Origin of the sequence: Erwinia plantamica, assembly GCF_043420595.1 — a bacterium.
Lineage (GTDB): Bacteria > Pseudomonadota > Gammaproteobacteria > Enterobacterales > Enterobacteriaceae > Erwinia > Erwinia aeris.
The window spans coordinates 45,699-67,990 of sequence record NZ_JBGCUC010000014.1 but is presented as its reverse complement, the minus strand read 5'-3'; the positions used below and the strand labels follow the sequence as shown (position 1 = coordinate 67,990).

General features: G+C 57.1%; 20 protein-coding genes and 1 pseudogene. 5 read left to right on the top strand and 16 right to left on the bottom strand.

Annotation, left to right across the window (positions count from 1 at the left end; all coding sequences use genetic code 11):
- The first annotated feature begins 343 nt into the window (after positions 1-343).
- A complete protein-coding gene (locus AB3U87_RS15385; protein WP_253459360.1) occupies positions 344-1,498 on the top strand; it encodes an epoxide hydrolase family protein in 1,155 nt (384 codons plus the stop codon).
- Positions 1,499-1,660: 162 nt separating this feature from the next.
- Here the strand turns inward: AB3U87_RS15385 and guaA are convergent, their stop codons facing one another.
- Together guaA and guaB are read right to left on the bottom strand one after the other, a co-directional pair.
- Positions 1,661-3,241 carry a glutamine-hydrolyzing GMP synthase gene (gene guaA / locus AB3U87_RS15380; protein WP_253459358.1) on the bottom strand — a complete coding sequence of 527 codons (1,581 nt, stop codon included), beginning with the start codon at positions 3,239-3,241 and terminating at the stop codon, positions 1,661-1,663.
- Positions 3,242-3,318: 77 nt separating this feature from the next.
- A complete protein-coding gene (gene guaB, locus AB3U87_RS15375; protein ID WP_253459355.1) occupies positions 3,319-4,785 on the bottom strand; it encodes an IMP dehydrogenase in 1,467 nt (488 codons plus the stop codon).
- A 170-nt stretch (positions 4,786-4,955) separates the two neighbouring features.
- Between guaB and xseA the strand changes: the two genes are divergently transcribed.
- Entirely contained in the window at positions 4,956-6,326 is a 1,371-nt protein-coding gene (gene xseA, locus AB3U87_RS15370) for an exodeoxyribonuclease VII large subunit (RefSeq protein WP_394149630.1), read from the top strand.
- Positions 6,327-6,371: 45 nt separating this feature from the next.
- On the opposite strand, the gene AB3U87_RS15365 is transcribed toward xseA, so the two are convergent.
- Complete coding sequence (locus AB3U87_RS15365; protein ID WP_253459350.1) at positions 6,372-6,647, bottom strand: type II toxin-antitoxin system YafQ family toxin; 276 nt, start codon at positions 6,645-6,647, stop codon at positions 6,372-6,374.
- Positions 6,647-6,904 (bottom strand): type II toxin-antitoxin system RelB/DinJ family antitoxin, encoded by a 258-nt coding sequence (locus AB3U87_RS15360; protein ID WP_253459348.1) that lies wholly within the window; start codon positions 6,902-6,904, stop codon positions 6,647-6,649. The genes AB3U87_RS15365 and AB3U87_RS15360 overlap by 1 nt, the downstream gene beginning before the upstream one ends.
- Positions 6,905-7,130: 226 nt before the next feature.
- Between AB3U87_RS15360 and AB3U87_RS15355 the strand changes: the two are divergent.
- Positions 7,131-7,241 (top strand): annotated as a pseudogene (locus AB3U87_RS15355) (protealysin propeptide domain-containing protein); the annotation flags it as partial.
- Between the two features lie 187 nt (positions 7,242-7,428).
- Here AB3U87_RS15355 and AB3U87_RS15350 read toward each other — a convergent pair.
- Both AB3U87_RS15350 and AB3U87_RS15345 read right to left on the bottom strand, forming a co-directional pair.
- Positions 7,429-7,746: a contact-dependent growth inhibition system immunity protein gene (locus tag AB3U87_RS15350; protein WP_394149627.1), complete on the bottom strand. Its 318-nt coding sequence runs from the start codon at positions 7,744-7,746 to the stop codon at positions 7,429-7,431.
- 180 nt (positions 7,747-7,926) lie between these two features.
- A complete protein-coding gene (locus AB3U87_RS15345) occupies positions 7,927-8,445 on the bottom strand; it encodes a hypothetical protein (protein ID WP_394149625.1) in 519 nt (172 codons plus the stop codon).
- A 176-nt stretch (positions 8,446-8,621) separates the two neighbouring features.
- Here AB3U87_RS15345 and AB3U87_RS15340 point away from each other — a divergent pair, with 176 nt between their 5' ends.
- Both AB3U87_RS15340 and AB3U87_RS15335 read left to right on the top strand, forming a co-directional pair.
- Positions 8,622-9,635: a M4 family metallopeptidase gene (locus tag AB3U87_RS15340; protein ID WP_394149623.1), complete on the top strand. Its 1,014-nt coding sequence runs from the start codon at positions 8,622-8,624 to the stop codon at positions 9,633-9,635.
- On the top strand, positions 9,632-9,964 hold the full coding sequence (locus AB3U87_RS15335; RefSeq protein ID WP_125289534.1) for a protealysin inhibitor emfourin: 333 nt from the start codon (positions 9,632-9,634) through the stop codon (positions 9,962-9,964). Before AB3U87_RS15340 ends, AB3U87_RS15335 begins: the two co-directional genes overlap by 4 nt.
- A 47-nt stretch (positions 9,965-10,011) precedes the next feature.
- Here AB3U87_RS15335 and AB3U87_RS15330 read toward each other — a convergent pair whose 3' ends face one another.
- The 10 genes from AB3U87_RS15330 to rlmN form a co-directional block, all read right to left on the bottom strand.
- Complete coding sequence (locus AB3U87_RS15330) at positions 10,012-12,444, bottom strand: glucose/quinate/shikimate family membrane-bound PQQ-dependent dehydrogenase (protein WP_394149621.1); 2,433 nt, start codon at positions 12,442-12,444, stop codon at positions 10,012-10,014.
- Positions 12,445-12,885: 441 nt separating this feature from the next.
- Positions 12,886-13,113: a zinc ribbon domain-containing protein gene (locus AB3U87_RS15325; protein WP_253459330.1), complete on the bottom strand. Its 228-nt coding sequence runs from the start codon at positions 13,111-13,113 to the stop codon at positions 12,886-12,888.
- A gap of 218 nt (positions 13,114-13,331) precedes the next feature.
- Entirely contained in the window at positions 13,332-14,822 is a 1,491-nt protein-coding gene (gene der / locus AB3U87_RS15320) for a ribosome biogenesis GTPase Der (protein WP_301252036.1), read from the bottom strand.
- Between the two features lie 152 nt (positions 14,823-14,974).
- Positions 14,975-16,156: an outer membrane protein assembly factor BamB gene (gene bamB, locus AB3U87_RS15315; protein WP_394149618.1), complete on the bottom strand. Its 1,182-nt coding sequence runs from the start codon at positions 16,154-16,156 to the stop codon at positions 14,975-14,977.
- Between the two features lie 31 nt (positions 16,157-16,187).
- The gene (locus AB3U87_RS15310) at positions 16,188-16,808 is read right to left on the bottom strand and encodes a YfgM family protein (RefSeq protein ID WP_253459321.1); all 621 of its coding nucleotides are present in this window, start codon (positions 16,806-16,808) and stop codon (positions 16,188-16,190) included.
- Positions 16,809-16,819: 11 nt separating this feature from the next.
- The gene (hisS, locus tag AB3U87_RS15305) at positions 16,820-18,109 is read right to left on the bottom strand and encodes a histidine--tRNA ligase (RefSeq protein ID WP_253459318.1); all 1,290 of its coding nucleotides are present in this window, start codon (positions 18,107-18,109) and stop codon (positions 16,820-16,822) included.
- 60 nt (positions 18,110-18,169) lie between these two features.
- Entirely contained in the window at positions 18,170-19,291 is a 1,122-nt protein-coding gene (ispG, locus tag AB3U87_RS15300; protein WP_125289527.1) for a flavodoxin-dependent (E)-4-hydroxy-3-methylbut-2-enyl-diphosphate synthase, read from the bottom strand.
- Positions 19,292-19,328: 37 nt separating this feature from the next.
- On the bottom strand, positions 19,329-20,342 hold the full coding sequence (gene rodZ, locus AB3U87_RS15295) for a cytoskeleton protein RodZ (protein WP_394149615.1): 1,014 nt from the start codon (positions 20,340-20,342) through the stop codon (positions 19,329-19,331).
- Entirely contained in the window at positions 20,332-21,054 is a 723-nt protein-coding gene (pilW, locus tag AB3U87_RS15290) for a type IV pilus biogenesis/stability protein PilW (RefSeq protein ID WP_301252041.1), read from the bottom strand. The genes rodZ and pilW overlap by 11 nt, the downstream gene beginning before the upstream one ends.
- Positions 21,055-21,120: 66 nt before the next feature.
- Positions 21,121-22,281, bottom strand: coding sequence for a dual-specificity RNA methyltransferase RlmN (rlmN, locus tag AB3U87_RS15285; protein WP_253459309.1), 1,161 nt, complete (start codon positions 22,279-22,281; stop codon positions 21,121-21,123).
- Positions 22,282-22,292: the final 11 nt, after the last annotated feature.

The following is a 22,292-nucleotide window of genomic DNA, read 5'->3' as shown; positions in this document are numbered from 1 at the left end:
CGGCAGGACAAGATAATAAAGTCCAAATTGGGTCAACGATATGGCCTGCAACTTATCCATGCCTTGTTTGTTCGTTAATTAAACGGTAACGTCAGGAATCAACACGTATAACCGTTGCTTTACTCATCCGCATCCACTAACCAACAGGTGCTTTATGGATCACACCACCCGGCAATATCGGGACGCTGTCCACCCTTATCAGCGTAGCGCGCGCTAACGCCTGCGCGTAAACCCCCTTTCCCGCCCGGCAGGGTTTGCAAGATAGCGGCTCACGCCATAGCCTGCGGGAATGGGCTTCCATCCGCGACACACTGGCCCACACCTCTATGCAAGGAATCAAACGATGACCAGTCCTGTAGAGTCCTTCCCCATTCACATTCCCCAGACGCAGCTTGACGATCTGGCCCAGCGCCTGGCGCAAACCCGGTGGCCAGATCCGGAAACCGTAAGCGACAACAGCCAGGGGCCGAAGCTTGAACGTCTTCGCGCTCTGGTAGCGCACTGGCAAAAAGACTATGACTGGCGCGCCACTGAAACCCAGCTCAACCAGTGGAACAGCAGCCGCACTGAGATCGACGGCCTCGGCATTCACTTTCTGCATATTCGCTCGCCCCATTCTGACGCCCTTCCCTTGCTGATGACCCACGGGTGGCCAGGCTCTGTTCTTGAATTCAGGGCAATGATCGGCCCGCTTACCGACCCTACGGCCTATGGGGGGCAAGCCAGCGATGCGTTCCATTTGGTTATCCCTGCGCTACCGGGTTTTGGTTTCAGTGATAAGCCAACTTCCCCGGGATGGGGCGTGGGTAAAACCGCCAGCGCCTGGGTGCAGCTAATGGCGCGTTTGGGCTATGGCCAGCGCTGGGCTGCCCAGGGTGGAGACTGGGGATCGGCCGTGACCACCGCTCTGGGGCATATGCGCCCGCCAGGCCTGGTCGGCATTCACCTGAACATGGTGATGTATCAGCCGACCCAGGATGAAATCGCGCAGGCCACCCCTGAAGAGCAGCGCATGCTGGCTGATGCGCAACGCTACGACCAGGAGCTTTCGGGCTATATGAAGGTGCAAAGCACCCGGCCGCAGTCGGTAGGTTTTGCCCTGGCAGACTCCCCCGTGGGCCTGGCCGCATGGATATACGCGCTATTTCAGGACGCCTCCGACAGCGGCGGCGAGCCTGAGCGGGCAATCGACATCAACGCCCTGATCGATGACATCATGCTGTACTGGCTGCCTAACGCCGGCCCAAGCTCGGTCCGCTTCTACTGGGAAGGAATACGTGAAATGCAACAGCAAGGTCCCGCTTCTGCCATCCCCACCCCTGCGGGCGTGAGCATGTTTCCGGGCGAGCTGCTTCGTCTCTCACGGCGCTGGGCGCAGGCGCGTTTCGAGGATTTGAGGTTCTTTGCGGAAGCTGAGCACGGCGGCCACTTTGCCGCGATGGAAAACCCGGCAGTGCTTACCGACCATGTGCGTGAGACTTTTCGCTTGCTGCGTTGAGCGGACAAGCGTGCCTGATACCCTGTCAGCATTAACTAACTGAACAGGGTTTCGAGGGGCTTTTCTGATGAGGCCTGCACTGCGCACCAAAACGATTGATGACGCAGAAAAACCACCGCCTGTTTTTATTCCAGGTATAAAAACAGGCGGTTAACTACAGTACTATTCCCACTCGATCGTCGCCGGCGGCTTGCCGGAGATGTCGTAAACCACGCGGGAAATACCGTTGATTTCATTGATGATGCGGTTAGAGACGCGGCCCAGGAACTCATAAGGCAGATGCGCCCAGTGCGCGGTCATAAAGTCGATGGTTTCTACCGCACGCAGCGAAACCACCCAGTCATACTTACGCCCGTCGCCCATCACGCCTACTGAACGTACAGGCAGGAACACGGTGAACGCCTGGCTGACCTTGTTATACAGATCGGCCTTGTGCAGCTCTTCGATAAAGATCGCATCGGCGCGACGCAGCAGATCGCAATACTCTTTCTTTACTTCGCCCAGCACGCGCACGCCCAGACCCGGTCCAGGGAACGGATGACGGTAAAGCATGTTGTACGGCAGACCAAGCTCCAGGCCGATTTTACGCACTTCGTCTTTGAACAGCTCACGCAGCGGTTCAACCAGGCCCATCTTCATCTCTTTCGGCAGGCCGCCCACGTTGTGGTGCGACTTGATAACGTGCGCTTTGCCGGTAGCAGAAGCGGCGGATTCGATCACGTCCGGATAGATGGTGCCCTGCGCCAGCCACTTCACGTCTTCCAGCTTCAGCGCCTCTTCATCGAACACTTCCACGAAGACGCGGCCAATGATTTTTCGCTTGGCTTCCGGCTCGTCGACGCCCGCCAGCGCGTCCAGGAAACGTTTTTCGCCTTCCACGTGGACAATGTTCAGGCCAAAGTGATCGCCGAACATCTCCAGCACCTGCTCCGCTTCGTTCAGGCGCAGCAGGCCGTTGTCGACGAATACGCAGGTCAGACGATCGCCGATGGCGCGGTGCAGCAGCATCGCGGTCACGGAAGAGTCCACGCCGCCAGACAGGCCCAGGATCACCCTGTCGTTGCCCACCTGCACGCGCAGACGCTCAACCGCGTCTTCGATGATTTTTGCCGGCGTCCACAGCGCTTCACACTGGCAGATATCCAGCACAAAACGCTCCAGCATCCGCTGGCCCTGACGCGTGTGCGTCACTTCCGGGTGGAACTGCACGCCGTACAGGCGCTTCTCTTCGTTAGCCATAATGGCGAACGGGCAGCTTTCGGTGCTGGCAACGGTCACAAAATCGGACGGGATAGCGGTAACTTTGTCGCCGTGGCTCATCCAGACGTCCAGCAGCGGTTTGCCGTCCGCGCTCAGGGAATCTTCAATGCCGCGAGTCAGCGCGCTGTCCACGCCAACTTCTACCTGCGCATAGCCAAACTCGCGCTCGCTGGAGCCTTCCACCTTGCCGCCAAGCTGCAGCGCCATGGTCTGCATCCCGTAGCAAACGCCGAATACCGGCACGCCCGCGTTGAAAACGTATTCCGGCGCGCGCGGGCTGTTGTGTTCGGTGGTGCTTTCCGGGCCGCCGGAAAGAATGATGCCGTTTGGATTAAACTGGCGGATCTGCTCTTCAGTGACGTCCCACGCCCAAAGTTCACAGTAGACGCCCAGCTCGCGCACGCGGCGTGCCACCAGCTGCGTATACTGCGAGCCGAAATCAAGGATCAGGATGCGGTGTTTATGGATATTTTCCGTGGTCATTGGGCTATTCCAGAGCGATAAACAAATACAGGGATTAAGTAAAATGCCCGGTCAGCGCCGGGCATCGGGCCGGGTTATCAGGAACCCATGCGGTAGTTTGGCGACTCTTTGGTAATGGTGACGTCGTGCACGTGGCTTTCGGTGATGCCCGCGCCGCTGATGCGAACGAATTCCGCTTTGGTGCGCAGAGCTTCGATGGTGCCGCAGCCGGTCAGACCCATACAGGAGCGCAGGCCGCCCATCTGCTGATGTACGATCTCTTTCAGACGGCCTTTATAGGCCACGCGACCTTCGATACCTTCCGGCACCAGCTTGTCCGCCGCGTTATCGGTCTGGAAGTAACGGTCGGAAGAGCCTTTGGACATCGCGCCCAGCGAGCCCATGCCGCGATAGGATTTGAACGAGCGGCCCTGATACAGTTCGATTTCGCCCGGCGATTCTTCGGTGCCCGCCAGCATAGAGCCGACCATCACCGCGCTGGCGCCAGCCGCAATCGCCTTGGCGATGTCGCCGGAGAAGCGAATGCCGCCGTCGGCGATAACAGGAATACCGGTACCTTCCAGCGCGGCGACCGCGTCAGAAACTGCAGTGATCTGCGGCACGCCCACGCCGGTGACGATACGGGTGGTACAGATGGAGCCAGGGCCGATACCCACTTTCACCGCACTTACGCCAGCCTCAACCAGCGCCAGCGCGCCAGCGCCGGTCGCGACGTTGCCGCCGAGGATCTGCAGGTCAGGATATTTAGCACGGGTTTCACGGATACGCTGCAATACGCCTTCAGAGTGGCCGTGAGAAGAGTCAATCAGCAGCACGTCAACGCCAGCCGCGACCAGCGCGTCCACGCGCTCTTCGTTGCCCGCGCCCGCGCCTACCGCTGCGCCGACGCGCAGACGACCTTCCTGGTCTTTACAGGCGTTAGGCTTGCGTTCGGCTTTCTGGAAATCTTTAACGGTGATCATGCCCAGCAGATGGAAAGCATCGTCCACCACCAGCGCTTTTTCGATGCGTTTTTCGTGCATCTTTTGCAGCACGACTTCACGCGCTTCGCCTTCGCGTACGGTGACCAGACGCTCTTTTGGCGTCATGACCGCCGAAACCGGCAGGCTCATATCGGTGACGAAACGCACGTCGCGGCCGGTGATGATACCTACCAGCTCGTTGTCGCCGTTAACCACCGGATAGCCCGCAAAGCCGTTACGCTCGGTCAGCAGCTTCACTTCGCTCAGCGCCGTAGTGGGCAGCACGGTTTGCGGATCGGTCACCACGCCGCTTTCATGTTTCTTCACCTTGCGAACTTCTTCCGCCTGGCGCTCGATGGACATATTTTTATGAATAAAGCCCAGCCCGCCTTCCTGCGCCAGCGCAATAGCCAGGCCCGCTTCGGTCACGGTGTCCATAGCCGCAGAGAGCATAGGAATATTCAGGCGAATGGTTTTGGTAAGCTGGGTACTGAGGTCGGCCGTATTAGGCAACACAGTCGAATGAGCGGGAACGAGCAGCACGTCGTCAAATGTCAGGGCTTCTTTAGCGATTCTTAGCATGGCAATATCTCAACCTCAGGGTGAATGAGAACTTGTAAAATATTGCCGCGGCATTATACAGGGCGTAATCGATTGCCTCCAGCATTATTTACGAAAAACTCTTGATCCCTCCCGTCAGGCATGTAGTATCGGTTAATTAACCCTCTGATTTAAAGTTTGATCTCTATCACATGTCGCTACCGCCAACCGCCAATATTTTTACCGTCAGCCGCCTGAATACCACGGTGCGCAAGCTGCTGGAAATGGAGATGGGCCAGGTCTGGCTGAGCGCCGAGATCTCTAACTTTTCCCAGCCCTCTTCCGGCCACTGGTATTTTACGCTGAAGGACGACGGCGCACAGGTACGCTGCGCGATGTTCCGCAACAGTAACCGCCGCGTAACCTTTCGTCCGCAAAACGGCCAGCAGGTGCTGGTCAGGGCCACCATCACGCTTTATGAACCGCGCGGCGACTATCAGCTGATTGCTGAAAGTATGCAGCCTGCCGGCGACGGCCTGCTTCAGCAGCAGTTTGAACAGCTGAAGCAAAAGCTGACGAGCGAAGGCCTGTTTGAACAGAGTCATAAGCAGCCGCTGCCCGATCCTGCACGCCAGGTAGGCGTGATCACCTCTGCCACCGGCGCGGCGCTGCACGATGTGCTGCGGGTTTTACACCGCCGCGACCCTTCCCTGCCGGTGGTGATTTATCCCACGCCGGTTCAAGGGGCGGATGCGCCAGCCAGCATTGTGCGGGCGATTGAGCTGGCCAACCAGCGCGCAGAGTGTGACGTGCTGATCGTCGGACGCGGCGGCGGCTCGCTGGAGGATCTGTGGAGCTTCAACGACGAGCGCGTGGCACGGGCAATTTTCGCCAGCCGCATCGCTATCGTCAGCGCCGTAGGGCACGAAACCGACGTGACTATCGCCGACTTCGTTGCGGATCTGCGCGCGCCAACGCCTTCTGCGGCAGCGGAGCTGGTCAGCCGCAACCAGCTTGAGCTGCTGCGCCAGCTTCAGTCGCAGCAGACAAGGCTGGAAATGGCGATGGACTACTATCTTGCGCAGCAGAACCGCACCTTTACCCGCCTGCACCACCGTTTACAGCAGCAGCATCCCCAGCTACGGCTGGCGCGCCAGCAGACGACGCTGATGCGGCTCCACCGCAGGCTGGATGACGCCATGCAGCTGCGGCTGCGCCAGGCCGCTCGTCAGCAGGAACAGGCTACGCAGCGGCTTGCCGCCACGCAGCCGCAGAACCGGCTTTATCGCGCGCAGCAGCAGCTTCAGCAGTGGCGCTACCGTTTACAGCAGGCGATGCAGGCGCAGCTCAACGGCGGCAAACAGCAGTTCGCCACGCTGGCGGCCCAGCTGGAAGGCGTCAGCCCGCTGGCGACGCTGGCGCGCGGTTTCAGCGTCACTACGGCAGCCGACGGTCAGGCCATTAAAAAGGCCGCGCAGCTGAAGGCGGGCGACAGGCTGAAAACCCGGCTGAGCGACGGCTGGGTAGAGAGCGAAGTCACGGCGGTCACGCCCGTTAAAAAAGCCCGCGCTAAAAAGGCGTGAGGCTTTTGGCAGACATATCGCTTCGCCGCCTTCGGGTTTCTCACCTCAGGCGCTGCTGAAGATATCCTGATGCGTACCGGTTCTTGCGAGTTTGAGATCGTTACCTACGACTTTGTAAATCAAGATCCAGTCGCCTTCGATATGCGCATCGCGGTAGCCGCGCCAGGTGCCCTGCAAAGGATGATCTTCATATTCAGAGGGGATCTTCCTCCCCTCGGCCAACAACGTGATTAATATTTTCAGTCGGGTCATATCTTTGCCGCGTCGTTGCTGTCTTTTTATATCTCCTTTGAAGGCACTCGCCAGTACCGGTTTTAACATCAGATCCCTGTGTCCTTAAACAGAGCGTCAGCGGATTCAAAGCGTTCTCCGTGGCCATTATCCAGCTCTTCCATAGCAGCCTGGGTAGCCACATTTGGGGTTTTTACCTCAAAAGGAAGACGGCCTTCGTCCGCCACGCGGATCATTACCATGCGGATTACATCCGATGTGCTGAGGCCCATTTTGTTAAGGGCAGCGACGGCTCGTTCCTTGATATCTTGCGGGATACGAGCCTTTACCAGTGCATCTGCGTTCATATTTACTCCTTCGGTCAAGGCTAAATGGTCGGGGTAGCTCCGCCTGATATTGTGGACACAACAAGACCACATATCAAGCGTCCTTTTCGCCATTCAGCATTGCCGTAAACAAATCTACCCTCTGAAGAAACCAAAAGAAAATCGCTGTTTTAAAAATGCGGGACGCGCCGCAGGCTTGTTTATGCGGGTACGCAAAGGACATTTACGATGGACCAGGGAGCATGGTATGCATTATGGCGTCATCTCTCCCTATATTCTGCGCAAAATCATTGATAACGGCTCCGGCCTGCGGCAGAGTTGCGCGCGTCAGACTCTGGCGCACGTGCAGATGCTGATGGCGGCGCAGCTGAAGGGCGGAGATTGCTGATTTATTATCTGGATAATCGTTTTAAAAACGCGTCAACTTGCTTAATAAATTTTTCAATCACATCCTGATACTCAAGATACGTATCTACGATTTAAGGGTATGCGTCTCCCCAGTCTGGATTAAATAAGATCCGGAAAAAGAGCGGATGTTCAAAAAATCAGATGCCATCCCGCTTTTTTTTGAGGTAGGCTGATAACCAATCAAGAAAACCAATAAGCGTCGGAGTATATTCCCTTGTGTCACCTGCGGAACCTCGCGTTAATTCATTCAGCGCTACTGCGGCCGTTTCATTATCTGGATAAGTACGCCGAAAATCATCGATATTACGAATTAAATTATCAAGATAATGCGGGCCGTCTTCGAGATAAATTTTGAAAGCAGCGTCAACAATCTCTGAATAACTGTCTCCATATTCATCGCTGTCCTGGCCGAAAAAGACGACGAAGAAATTGCTGACAGGGGTGAAGTTTTTCATCACTGGCTTGCTTTTATATAGTAATGGCCGCGGATTTTTGTGTATATGACACTTCCCAATAATGGACTTACCCTCGGCGCTTTCCCTTTTAGAACTGCGGTGGATATGCCATGTAATTATCGCTGTGATGCGTCAGGGCGCTCCATTTATATTCTAAAACCCATTTCCGTATCTACAAAGTTACCATCCCCCTTTTCTGGATATTGGTTGCGGAATGTATTTTTCTTTTTTGGGGAGCCTGTGCATAAGAAATGTAGTACCGCAAGCGGGACAAAGGCTCTGCTTACAATAATTAGATGCAGAATCTGCTATTACTTTTCCGGTCGGCTGAAGTATCGATATTTCTCTTTTCTGGTAGCAGTTTGCACAAAGGTAATGCGTTTTCATATCAGGGTCAGGTACTGCCTTAAGCCGATATACCGTAGAACCGGACTCCATCGTGTGAATTTCGTATTGAGAAGATTGCAGAGCAAACATCTTGATCTGAGCATTTTCCTCAGTGAGTTGCATGGTGACCTGTTTCTCCGCGTGGTACAGGCTCGCGAGTTCTGCATTAAGCATTTGTAATTCTGTGATTTTCTCATGTAATTCTCCAGTCGCCTTATCAATAACCGACTGTTCCCTGGCGTCCTTCAATACTTTGACAAGAGCATAGGCTTCTTTAGCTGCTGTGATGGCTGCCGTGGTTTCTGCAAACATAGTAAATATCCTTACTTACTGTTGGGGTAAAGAAAGGATACATTCTCTCTTGCTATTATGGAATAGCAGAAAACGACCTACTGCGTTAATGCGAAACATGCTCCAGTGTTGTTAAGCGCGTACGCAAAGCAGCCACTATACTTTTTGGACATTTACGATGGACCAAGGAGCATGGTATGCATTACGGCGTCATCCCTCCCTATATGCTGAGCAAAATCATTGATAACGGCTCCGGCCTGCAGCAGAGCTGCGCGCGCCAGACTCTGGCGCACGTGCAGACGCTGATGGCGGAAACCTGGGTCAAACCGGACGGGGCAAAAACTGCCGCGCCGGGTCAGGTCCAGCGGGAAATCTATGATTCAGAGCAGACCCAAAATCTTCCCGGCACGCTGGTGCGCAGCGAAGGCCAGTCAGGCAATAACGACGTTGCCGCCAATGAGGCTTACGACTATCTTGGCGTCACCTACGACTTTTTCTGGCAGGCCTATAAGCGTAATTCCCTGGATAATCAGGGGCTGACGCTGAAAGGCACCGTGCACTATGGCAAAGACTATCAGAACGCCTTCTGGAACGGTCAGCAAATGGTGTTCGGCGACGGCGACGGCGAAATTTTCAATCGTTTTACCATCGCGCTGGATGTGGTCGGCCACGAGCTGGCGCACGGCGTAACGGAAACCGAAGCCGGCCTGATCTATTTTGAGCAGGCGGGCGCGCTGAATGAATCGCTGTCGGACGTGTTTGGCTCGCTGGTTAAGCAGTTCAGCCGCAAGCAGACGGCCGATCAGGCGGACTGGCTAATCGGCGAAGGGCTGCTGGCCAAAGGCATTAACGGCAAAGGACTACGCTCTATGTCGGCGCCGGGAACGGCCTACGACGATCCGCTGCTGGGCAAAGATCCTCAGCCTGCGGATATGAAAGGCTATATCCAGACGCGCGAAGACAACGGTGGCGTGCATCTGAACTCCGGCATTCCCAATCGCGCTTTCTATCTGGCCGCGAAGACGCTCGGCGGCTACGCCTGGGAGCTGGCCGGCTACGCCTGGTACGATACGGTATGCGATAAAACGCTGCCACAGAATGCCGACTTTAAAACTTTCGCGCAGTATACTGTTAATCACGGTCAGAAACGTTTTAATAAATCGGTAGGTCAGGCCATTGAAAATGCCTGGAAGGAGGTTGGCGTGTTATGAATTCACTTCCGGAACTGAGCGACGACGCGGTCATCGACGTGGCGCGCGAAGGCGGTTTTGCTTTTATCCCTAAACTGTCCAGCCCAAGACGCATCGCGCTGGCCCAACTGGATCCTCCGCAGCGGGAACATGTGTGCAGCGTATTGCGCCATGCACTGCGGCTGGGAGAACCGCCGGGAGAGCAAAGCCGCGCCGGAAGAGGCGATCAGCGCTATTACCGTATCGAAATCAGCTATGCCACGCGGCAGCAGGTCGGCAATCTGGTGATCCTAATCCCTGAGGATCTGGCGCCGCCCGAGCTGGTGCAGCTCTGGCACGATGGCCAGTAGCCAGAAAAAAGCCCCGCCGTTGCTGGCGGGGCTTTTTATTATCGCGCTTATTTATCCAGCGCGTAAGCAATTACGTAGTCGCCGCGATCCGGAGACTGACGCGCGCCGCCGGCTGAAATCAGGATGTACTGCTTGCCTGTTTTCGGCGACTTGTAGCTAATGGGGCCGCCCTGACTGCCAACCGGCAGACGTGCTTTCCACACCTCTTTACCGGTAGCCGTGTCAAACGCGCGCAGATAGTAATCCTGCGTGCCCGCGATAAACACCAGGCCGCCCTGCGTAGCCAGCGTGCCGCCCAGCGTCGGCATCCCTACCGGCATCTGCGCGTGCATTTTGATGCCGAACGGGCCGGTATCCTGCACCGTACCAACCGGAACCTGCCATACCAGCTTCTGCGTTTTCAGATCGATAGCAGAGAGCGTACCGAACGGCGGTTTCTGGCAAGGAATGCCCAGCGGCGACATAAAGCGGTTTTTGTTTACCGCATAAGGCGTGCCTTTCAGCGGCACCGCACCCATGCCGGTGTTGATCGCTTCCCCGCCGTTGCTGCCGCGAGCGGTAGCGCCGGTATTGGCCGGGATCATCTGCACCCACAGGCCAAGACGCATGTCGTTGACGAAGATGTAGTGATTGTTCGGATCGGTAGACAGGCTGCCCCAGTTCATGCCGCCCAGCGAGCCAGGGAAGCTCAGGGCTTTGTCGGTGCCCGGCACGGTGTACAGGCCATCGTAGCGCATGGATTTAAAGGCCACGCGGCAGGCAAGCTGATCGAACGGCGTAGCGCCCCACATATCAGACTCTTTCAGCGTTTCCGCGCCAATCTGCGGCATGCCGACAGACTTAGGCTGAGTTGGCGTATACTGCTCGTTCGGGATATTGCCTTTTTTAACCGGTACTTCTTTCACTTCGGTCAGCGGCTTGCCGGTCAGACGATCCAGCACGTAGATCTGGCCCGCTTTGGTGCCAATCACTACGGCCGGTTTGCTGGTGCCATCCTTCATCGGGAAGTCGATCAGGCTTGGCTGCATCGGCAGGTCAAAGTCCCACAGATCGTTGTGCACGGTCTGGTAAACCCACTTCTCTTTGCCGGTAGTCGCATCGACCGCCAGAATGGAAGCGCCATATTTATGGTTCAGCGCGGTACGCGTTGCGCCATACAGATCGACCGACGAACTGCCCATTGGCATAAACACGGTATTCATCGCGGGATCGTAGGACATCGGCGCCCAGGAATTAGGCGTGCTGCGGGCATAGTTCTGGCCCGGCTGCAGTTTTGCATTCGGATCGTCATTGCCCGTATCAAAGGCCCAGCGCATCTGGCCGGTAATCACGTCAAAGCCACGGATCACGCCGCCAGGCATATCGGTCTGGACGTTATCCGCAACGCGGCCGCCGACCACAACGGTGGTGCCCGCAAGCGTTGGCGCAGAGGTCAGCTGATATTTTGGATCCTGCGCTTCGCCCAGGCCCGCTTTCAGGTCAACCACACCGTGGTCGCCAAAGTTCTGGCACAGTTCGCCATTGTCGGCGTTGATAGCCATCAGGCGCGCATCGATGGTATTCATCAGCAGACGACGCTGGCAGCTGTCGCCCGCAGGCAGCACGGCCTGCGGCACCGGCGTAGAGCCAGGCACTGAAGGCTGTTTCAGTGGCTGAGTGGCGTCAAAGTAAGCCAGGCCGCGACAGCGGTTCCAGACCTCTGCCTGCGCATTCACCACGTGTTCCCACATCTTTTTCCCCGTGTCGGCGTTGACCGCGATCACGTTGTTGTGCGGCGTGCAAAGGTAGAGCACATCGCCAATCTGCAAAGGCGTTTGCTGATCTTCCGCGCCGTTGCCGGTTGGGCTGTCAGGAATATCGCCGGTACGGAAAGTCCAGGCTATCTTCAGGTCTTTCACGTTGTCGCGCGTGATCTGGTCCAGCGCCACAAAGCGGCTGCCGCCCGGCGTATTGCCGTAGTTGTCCCAGTTTTTCTGTTCGGTCGCTTTATTTACCGGCACCAGCGGCAGTTCGCTGCCGTCGGCAACCGGCGCGTGCGGCTGGAACATCTGTACAAAGGTCGCCACCAGGCCTACAACCAGCACGGCAGCAGAAATATAAGCAGGCTTAGCCGCAGCAGATTTCCCTTCGTGCCTGCGCAGCGCGGGCAGCGTAATCACGGCCAGCAGCATCAGCCCGGCGATGGTCATCAGGCGCGAAACCAGCGGCCAGAAATCCAGACCGACCTCCAGCAGCGCCCAGATTACCGTGCCGATAAAGACCAGCGCGTAAACCGCAACGGCGGAAGATTTGCGGCGGAAAAACTGGATAGCGGCAATCACGGTCAAAATACCGGCGATCATGAAATACCAGCTGCCGCCCAGCGACAGCAGTTTTCCGCCACCAACCACGAAGAACAGGCCGGTTGCCAGCAAGATCAGGCCCAGCAGAACGCACCACAGGCCCAGCCATTTCGACGACCGGGCATTTGTTTGAGACATGGAAAAACACTCCTGGAAAACAGCGTTTAGCGTAATCTCAGGCTGCTTCTGCACCCATTTTAAACGGGCGCGGCGTAAAGCAACTCAACATTATGCTATAGACGCTTAACAAGGCGATACGGGTTGACCCCGTCCTGCGTTGGCGGCCTGCCGACCGCTAACGGCAAAATTGTACCACGCGGTTCATAAATAACTACACACAAAATTAACAAACTTCACACTCGTGCGTATTAAGCACATTTATTGGTACTTTATTTTAACTTTTACTAAACAATTTCGCGGGATAATAGTTCACGCCAGCTTAATAAGCAGCACGCGGCGGTACGAAAAAAGAAAGGGTTAAAGCGGATTCAGGGCGGGGAAATAAAAGCAGAATTGATGAAAATGGCCTCGCCACTTAGCAGCAACCTGCATTCAGAGCGAAGCATTATTTTAATACGCTTACAGCGATTCAATCAGCGGCCTGAAGACAACCCGCTTTCTGGATATTAAGCCGTCGCCGTTAGGGCAAAAATAGTCGGTAGCGCCACAGGCCTTGAGGAGCTGTAGCGGCCGATCGCAATCAGGGCAGATAGCTTTGGCGGCAAAATCACGCTGGCAGCTGGCGCAGTACAGCCGTTCATCCTGGATGACAAGGGGATGCTGGCAAATCGGGCAATGTTCACTCATCGTTTTCTCCTGTTTTATTTGATAAGTATAAAACAAAGTTGCACCGCCGCATTTAAGAAGCAGCCTTTGTCGGGCAATAAGAAAAGAGGTAACCGGCTGGCGGCCCGCAAAGAGAAAAGCCGCTCGCCGACATCAATTCCGACCCCAAAAAAGCGAGCCCGACAGAATGCCGGGCCCGGAAAACACCGTTGTCAGGGCGATAAGGCATCGCCCGCAAATCAGCGTTTGTTCTTTTTCAGATGGCTCAGCAGGCGTTTGCGCTTACGCTGCTGGTTAGGCGTCAGCAGGTTGCGTTTACCGGCAAAAGGGTTATCCCCTTCTTTAAACTGGATGCGAATAGGCGTACCCATCACTTCCAGCGAGCGGCGGAAGTAGTTCATCAGATAGCGCTTGTAGGAATCCGGCAGATCTTTCACCTGGTTGCCGTGGATCACCACTATCGGCGGGTTGTAGCCGCCGGCATGCGCATACTTCAGCTTCACGCGGCGACCGCGCACCAGCGGCGGCTGATGATCGTCGGCTGCCATATTCATAATGCGGGTCAGCATTGAGGTATTCACGCGACGGGTTGAGCAGTCGTAAGCTTCGGTAACCGATTCGAACAGGTTGCCTACGCCGCTGCCGTGCAGCGCGGAGATAAAGTGCACGCGGGCAAAATCGATAAAGCCAAGACGGAAGTCGAGGGTTTCTTTAACTTCTTCGCGCACTTCCTGCGACAGGCCGTCCCATTTGTTCACCACAATCACCAGCGAGCGACCGCTGTTGAGGATAAAGCCGAGCAGCGACAGATCCTGATCGGAAATCCCTTCGTGGGCGTCGATCACCAGCATCACCACGTTAGCGTCTTCGATCGCCTGTAGCGTTTTGATCACCGAGAACTTCTCGACCGTTTCGGTAATTTTGCCGCGCTTGCGCACGCCTGCCGTGTCGATCAGGATATATTCGCGGCCGTCGCGTTCCATAGGGATATAGATGCTGTCGCGCGTGGTGCCCGGCATATCGTAAACCACAACGCGATCCTCACCGAGGATACGGTTAGTCAGCGTGGATTTACCCACGTTAGGCCGACCGACGATAGCCAGCTTGATCGGCAGATCCAGCGGGTTGAAGTCGTCTTCCTCTTCTTCCTGCTCTGCGCCGCTCTCTTTCGCCGCCAGCTCCGCCCAGTAGGCTTCGTTCTCTTCTTCTTCCGTCAGCTCCGCCTGCGGCGCAACCTCATCCATCCACGGCAGCAGCACCATTTCCAGCAGGCCGGTAACGCCACGACCGTGCGAAGCGGCGATAGCATGGATTTCACCCAGCCCCAGCGAATAGAAATCGACCACGGCGGAATCCGGATCCATGCCGTCGGTTTTGTTGGCTACCAGAAAAGTGGGTTTCTGGCGTGAGCGCAAATGTTGGGCAATGGCCTGATCGGCAGGCATCAGGCCTGCACGCGCATCAACCATAAACAGCACCACGTCGGCCTCTTCGATCGCCAGCAGCGACTGTTCGGCCATACGGGTTTCCACGCCCTCTTCATTGCCATCGATACCGCCGGTATCAATGCAGATAAACTCACGCCCTTCGACCTCGGCGCGACCATACTTACGGTCACGGGTTAGCCCAGGAAAATCCGCTACCAGCGCATCTCGCGTGCGCGTAAGACGGTTAAAAAGTGTAGATTTTCCCACATTGGGACGCCCGACCAGCGCGACCACAGGTACCATATTGAAGCCTCATTACTAAAATTAAACGCCTGACCGCTTGCAACTTGATTACTGGCGCACACGCAGGCTGAAGGCGTAGAGGATACCACGCCTGTAAAAAAACGAAACGGCCCCTGAACAATCAGGAGCCGTTTCGACGTGCAGGCAGCGTATTAGCGCGTGAAAGCGTAGACTTCGCCGCCTTTCGCCTGGATCAGCAGCTTGTCGCTGGCGACCACCGGCGAGGTCTGGAAGCCAGAGCCGTCCACTTTCTGCTGCGCAACAAAACGGCCGTCGGTGGTATTCACCCAGTGCAGGTAGCCTTCGCTATCGCCTACGACCAGATAGCCATTATAAAGCACCGGCGCGGTCAGGTTGCGGTGCAGCAGATCGCTCTGACGCCACAGGGTTACGCCGCCATCGGTGCTCAAGGCCACTACGCGATCGTCCTGGTCAACCAGGTAGATGCGTCCCGCGTCCACGATCATATCGTTTACGGAGCCGATTTCGCGTTTCCACATCACCTGTCCTGAGCGCAGATCCAGCGCCGCCAGGCTGCCGTTATAGGCCAGCGCGTAAACCACGCCGTCAACGACGACCGGCGTGGTATCCACATCGGCAAGACGATCGATTTCCGTCGCGCCGCCCGGCTGGGAGATACGCTGCTGCCAGATAATCTGGCCTTGGTTCATCATCACCGCGCTGACGCGACCGTTGTCGCCGCCGACGATAGCCGCACCGAAGGCGGTAGCAGGCGCGGACTCACCGCGCAGCGACAGCGCCGGCACGTCAAGGTTAACCGTCCACTTTACGACGCCGCTGCTCTGATCCAGGCCCTGCAGCATGCCGTTGCTGGTATGCACCAGCACCAGACCGTCGCTGGCAACCGGGCGCGACAGCACTTCGCCAGCCGCTTTGGTCTGCCAGGCGATGGAACCATCGCTGCTGTTCAGCGCATAAACCTGGCCGCGCTCGCTGCCGACATAGACGTGACCGCCGTCGTAAGAGAGGCCGCCGGAAAGCAGCGCGGGCAGGTTCTTAGAGAAGAAGCCCGTTTTGGTCGACAGATCGACCTTCCACAGTTCTTTGCCGTCGCCCGCGTTCAGCGCTTTTACCACGCCGAAACGATCGGCGGCGTAAACGGTGTTCTCAGACCAGGCCGGATGCAGGTTGGAGTAGTAATCGCCCACGCCATCGCCTACCGACGTGCTCCAGACCTCTTCCGGGGTAAACTGATTTTCCACTTTCGGCAGCGGCGACATTTTGACCACGTCTTCTTCACCGCTGAACCATGAACATCCGCTGAGCAGCGTGACTGAAATCAGTGCCGGCAGCAGTATCTTACGCAATTCCATGAAATCCCTCTTAAGCCCGTTGCGGCAATTATTAACCTGGCAAATTATTCATTTTCATCTGCAGCATCTCTTTCAGCGCCGGCGAGGCGTTGGAAGCAATGCCTTTACTCCAGGCTTCGCGAGCGCCCTTGCTGTCGCCCTTGCTGAGCAGCGCTTCGCCGCGTACGTCAGCAATGATAGCCGTCCAGCCGTCGCCCTTGATCGCATCCAGGGTCTTCAGTACCGCATCCGGCTGCTTCTGCTGCAGCTGAATACGCGCCAGGCGCAGGTTCAACACCGCCTGCAGATTGGCGTCTTTGGTCGCCTTCAGGCCGCTTTGCAGCTGCGCGGCGGCTTTATCCAGCTCGTTGTTGTCAACATAGCGTTTTGCCACATCCAGCGAAGCCAGCGCGCCATAGGTGTTGCTGTTGCTGTCGGCGAATTTCGCCGCCGCCGTCAGCGTTTCCGGCTTGCTGGCGTCCAGCGCGCCCGAAACCTGCTGGTAGGTCGCCGAGACTTCGCGGCTGCTGGTGTCCTGATGGCTGCTCCAGTAGCGCCAGCCCGCCAGCGCGCCGATGCCGATAATCACGCCGATAGCCAGCGCCTTGCCGTTCTGCGCGAAAAAGCCTTTTAGCGCGTCGACCTGCTCGTTTTCGTTGCTATACACTTCCACGCAAACTCTCCTTAAATCGCGGCCGTCTGCTTCAGCATTGCTGCCAGCGTCGCTGCCGCCTCATGCTGCTCCAGCTTCTGCTGCTCGCCGTTGCGCAAATCTTTGATGACAACCTGATTGTTGGCCACTTCTTCCTCGCCCAGCACCAGCGCGACGCGTGCGCCCCACTTGTCCGCGCGGGCAAACTGCTTCTTGAAGTTGCCGCCGCCAAAATTGGTCATCAGCTTCAGAGACGGATCCGCATCGCGCAGTTTTTCCGCCAGCTGCATCGCCGCAGACTGTACGCCAGCCCCTGAAGCGATAACATAGACATCGACAATGCGCGTCGGTTCAAATTCCGGATTCACCGCCTGCACCAGCAGCACCAGACGCTCCAGCCCCATCGCAAAACCGACGGCCGGCGTAGCGCGACCGCCCAGCTGTTCGACCAGCCCATCGTAGCGGCCGCCAGCGCACACCGTGCCCTGCGCGCCCAGGCTGCTGGTCACCCATTCAAAGACGGTACGGTTATAGTAGTCCAGGCCGCGCACCAGGCGCTGGTTCACCGTGTAGGCGATACCGGCGGCATCCAGCAGCTGGCAAAGACCGTCAAAGTGTTCGCGGGAGTCAGCGTCCAGATAGTCGCCCAGCACCGGCGCGTCGTTCAGCAGCTGCTGGACGTCCGGGTTTTTGCTGTCCAGCACGCGCAGCGGATTGCTGTACATGCGGCGTTTACAATCCTCGTCCAGCACTTCTTTATGCTGTTCCAGGAAAGCCACCAGCGCATCGCGGTAGCTGGCGCGCGCCTCCAGCGAACCGATAGAGTTCAGCTCCAGACGGACGTGATCGGCAATGCCCAGCGACTTCCACCAGCGCGCGGTCATCATAATCAGCTCGGCGTCGATATCCGGCCCCTGAAGACCAAACACTTCCGCACCGATTTGATGGAACTGACGATAGCGGCCCTTCTGCGGACGCTCGTAGCGGAACATCGGCCCGATATACCACAGGCGCTGTTCCTGATTGTAGAGCAGACCGTGCTCGATGCCGGCGCGCACGCAGCTTGCCGTGCCTTCAGGACGCAGCGTCAGGCTTTCGCCGTTGCGATCGTCGAAGGTGTACATCTCTTTTTCAACCACGTCGGTGACTTCACCGATAGCGCGTTTGAATAACGGGGTCTGCTCTACAATCGGCGTGCGGATTTCGCTGTAGCCATAGCTGGCCAGCACCTGCTTAAGGGTTTGTTCAATACGCTGCCACACCGCGGTATCCACAGGCAGATAGTCGTTCATGCCGCGGATTGCCTGAATATTCTTCGCCACTGTTTTCTCTTCTTTCCTTTCGGGGGCGGACGCGCAAGCTGCGGCCCGCCCCGCCATTATTTATTTTTCAACCTGCTGCACATCGATACGACGGGATTCGTCCATCATCGCGGCTTTGGCACGAATACGCGCTTCCAGCTGGTCAATCATATCGTGGTTATCCAGACGCTCGCGCAGGCGCACGCCGTCCTCGTAAAACCCGCTTTTCTTGTTGCTGCCGGTGACGCCCAGCGTGGAAACCAGCGCCTCGCCCGGCCCGTTGACCACGCAGCCGATAATAGAAACGTCCATGGGCGTAATGATATCTTCCAGACGCTGCTCCAGTGCGTTAACGGTGCCGATCACATCAAACTCCTGACGGGAGCAGGTTGGACAGGCGATAAAGTTAATGCCTCTGGAGCGAATGCGCAGCGATTTCAGAATATCAAAACCGACTTTCACCTCTTCGATTGGATCGGCCGCCAGCGAAATACGCAGCGTATCGCCAATGCCTTCCGACAGCAGCAGGCCCAGGCCAATCGCGGATTTCACCGCGCCGGCGCGCGCGCCGCCTGCCTCGGTAATGCCCAGGTGCAGCGGCTGCTCGATCTGCTTAGCCAGCAGGCGATACGACTCCACCGCCAGGAACACGTCCGACGCTTTTACGCTGACCTTGAACTGATCGAAGTTAAGACGATCGAGGTGATCGACATGGCGCATAGCGGATTCCAGCAGCGCCTGCGGCGTCGGCTCGCCATACTTTTCCTGCAGATCCTTTTCCAGCGATCCGGCGTTAACGCCGATACGGATTGGGATATTATTGTAACGCGCGCAGTCAACGACCTGCCGAATACGCTCTTCGTTGCCGATATTGCCGGGGTTGATGCGCAGGCAGTCAACGCCGTATTCAGCCACTTTCAGCGCGATACGGTAGTCAAAATGGATATCGGCAACCAGCGGGACGTTAACCTGCTGCTTGATAAGGCGGAACGCTTCGGCGGCATCCATGGTGGGAACAGAGACGCGAACGATATCAACGCCGACGCGCTCAAGCGCTTTGATTTGGTTAACCGTTGCGGCCACATCGGTGGTTCGCGTATTGGTCATGGACTGGACGGCGATAGGCGCGCCGTCGCCCACTGGCACCTGGCCGACGTAAATGCGCTTTGATTTGCGACGGATAATGGGTGCTTCGTTATGCATATTCTTTCTCCGAAATTACTCGCGACCAGAAGATGCGTTATTGCGCACCGACTGTCAGGCGGGCAACCTGGTTGCTACGGATAAAACGACTCAGATCGACCGGCTGGCCCTGATACTGGATCTGAACGGCGCCCGGCGCGCCAATCTTAAGACGATATGGCGCCGTGCCGGAAAGGCTGAGTTTACCACCACTACGCTGGATCCCGCTGAACAGTTTCTTGCCTGTCGCATCGGAAACTTCCAGCCAGCACTCTTTGCTGAAGTTCATAACCAGCGCATTGGCCTCGGCGGCTGGCGCGCTAACGCCTGCAGAAGCCGTCGGCATCTGGCCGTTGTCGGCCGGCACCTGCGAAGGCGAAACCGCAACCGGCGCGGCTGAGCCAGTAGCAGCGGCTGAAGTATTGGCTGCAGAGGCGGCTGAACCGGTCGCGGCGGCTAAAGTATTGGCCGCAGAAGAAGTGGCAGCAGCGTCAGGCGCGGCCGCGGTATCCGCAGGCGCGCTCTGGGCCGGCGCCGTCGGCGCCTCTTCAGCTGGCGACATGCCGTCCGCGCCGCTGTTGTTCAGCGGAATGGACTGGCTGTTATCGCCGCCTGCGCCGACATTCTGATCGGCCATTGAAACCAGATCGTCCTGCGCCGCCTTGTGGTTCTGCCACCACCATGCGCCGGTCAGGCCTACCACCACAAACAGCACCAGCCAGGTAAAAATCATCAGCCAGCCGTCGCGTTTTTTGCGGCGTTTGCCCAGGGAAAAACTCTGCATCGGCTCGACTTTAGCAGCCCGTACGGGTGCCTGTTTCGCCATCATCGGCAGCAGCTCTTCTTCCGGCACGTGCACCAGCCGGGCGTAAGAACGGATATAGCCACGCAGGAAGGTAGACGCCAGATCCGCAGGCGCCTTGTCCTCTTCAATATCGCGGACGGTGGAAAGTTTCAGGCAAAGGCGCTCCGCAACGTTCTGCTGAGACAGGCCCATTTGCTCACGGGCTACGCGCAGGCGCTCGCCTGTTGAATTTACTGCTGATTTATCTTGAGTGGCTTCAGTATTCATTAGCTAAAAAATGCAGGTACTGTATCGATTGTGGAAAATTTCGCGCCAGCTGTTCCCCGGCAAGCCGGATGCTCTCCGGATGCCCTGCCCGCGCGGCGAAGCGAATCTCTAACCACAAGCTCTGCGCCGAAGCGGCAAAGTTGTGTTGATAAACATCTAACAGGAGCCGCGATGAATCGCGCTCGTTCTTTCCAAATCGCCTTTCGGCTTCCGCCAGCAGCGCAGCGCCCTTTTCCGCATCGTTTTGCGTCGCTTCCAGCAACGCGGCTTTGGCCTTCTGCGCTTCACCCGCGCGCAGATAGCAATAGCCGGCATTCTCCAGGGCGTCGGCGCGACCCGGTATTCGGATCGCCTTACTGAACTGCTGCTGGGCCGCATCATACTGCCCTAAAAGACAGAGAAACGCACCGTAATTATTGATTACGTCACGGTTTTGTCCTGCCAGCGCCACGGCTTTTCGGTAATGCTCCTGCGCCGCGGCGTTGTCGCCCACGCGCTGAAAATAGCGCGCCATGGCAAGCCTGCAGCGATAGTCGTCAGGCGCCAGCTGCAGCGCCTGTCGTAAATTGCGTTCCGCCGGGGCCAGCTGATCCTGCGCCAGCCAGGCCAGGCCTAATTGTAGTCGCGTCCCGGCCAGCTCGCTGCGCGGTGTCGTCAGGCTACAGCCCGCAAGCAGCAGCGCGACCAGCCAAAATGATAATCCCTTATTCATCATCGCCTCCTTAGCGGAAGCGATGTTACGCCCTTTTACTCAGCGGACAAGCCGCGAGCCTGGCTTTCAGAGCGCTTTCACAGAAATCGCTTCGCCGGCCATTTTTTTACGCATCGTGCGGCGCGTGCGGTCGATGACTTCACCAGCAAGCTGGCCGCAGGCGGCATCAATATCATCGCCGCGGGTCTTACGCACAATAGTGGTAAAACCATAATCCATCAACACTTTAGAGAAGCGATCGATGCGACTGTTCGAACTCCGGCCATACGGCGCGCCCGGGAAGGGGTTCCACGGAATAAGGTTAATCTTGCACGGCGTCTCTTTCAGCAGCGCGGCCAGCTCATGCGCGTTATCGGTGCTGTCGTTGACGTGATCCAGCATGACATACTCGATGGTCACGCGGCCCTGATTGGCGTTGGACTTGGAGATGTAGCGCGCGACGGAAGCCAGGAAGGTTTCGATATTATATTTTTTGTTGATCGGCACGATTTCGTCGCGGATAGCGTCGTTTGGCGCATGTAGCGAAATCGCCAGCGCTACGTCGATCATATCGCCCAGCTTGTCCAGCGCGGGAACGACCCCGGAGGTGGACAGCGTCACGCGGCGTTTTGACAGCCCGAAGCCGAAATCGTCCAGCATGATTTCCATCGCCGGGACAACGTTATTCAGGTTGAGCAGCGGCTCGCCCATGCCCATCATCACCACGTTGGTGATAGGACGCTGGCCGGTCACTTTCGACGCGCCGATAATTTTAGCCGCGCGCCAGACCTGGCCGATGATTTCGGATACGCGCAGGTTGCGGTTGAAGCCCTGCTGCGCGGTCGAGCAGAATTTACACTCCAGCGCGCAGCCGACCTGCGAGGAGACGCACAGCGTAGCGCGATCTTTCTCCGGAATATAAACGGTTTCCACCTGCTGGCCACCGACCGTGATCGCCCATTTGATGGTGCCGTCCGCCGAGCGCTGCTCTTCCGCCACTTCCGGCGCGCGGATTTCGGCCAGCTCTTTCAGCTTGCCGCGGAAAACCTTGTTGATGTCGGTCATCTCATCGAAATCATCACAGCAGTAGTGATAAATCCACTTCATTACCTGATCGGCACGGAACGGCTTTTCGCCCAGGCCAACAAAAAATTCGCGCATTTGCTGACGGTTCAGATCGAGCAGGTTGATTTTTTCTTTTTTTGGCGTGGTGATAGCAGATGACGGGGTGACAATTTGTTCAGACATAATATTCTCTG